Genomic DNA, 232 nt, shown 5'->3' on the forward strand with positions numbered 1-232 from the left:
CATCCAGCAAACAACTGCAGCAGGGGCCGCGGTTGCCTTAGTCCCCTCCTCATTCACTTCCACAATGGCCTTGTGCACCACGTTAGAAAGCACCAGGTCGTTGGCTGAAGAGATGCCGGAGAGGTTACACTTTATTTCGTCAAAGGCGTCCACCATGCCCATCTTGATCAAGACGTCTTTCATTTCATACGTCTCCTCCGTCTTGAATCGAGGCAGGCCAAGTAGAACCTCC

Annotated in this window: 1 protein-coding gene; it reads right to left on the bottom strand. The window is 52.6% G+C overall.

Annotated elements, in window-relative coordinates; genetic code table 11:
- Positions 1–216 (bottom strand): serpin family protein (locus IEQ44_RS16605; RefSeq protein ID WP_227487731.1); only part of this gene is annotated, 216 nt, incomplete at its 3' end.
- Positions 217–232 lie beyond the last annotated feature (16 nt).

Origin of the sequence: Nocardioides malaquae, from assembly GCF_015070385.1 — a bacterium.
In the GTDB taxonomy this organism is placed as follows: Bacteria; Actinomycetota; Actinomycetes; order Propionibacteriales; family Nocardioidaceae; genus Nocardioides; species Nocardioides malaquae.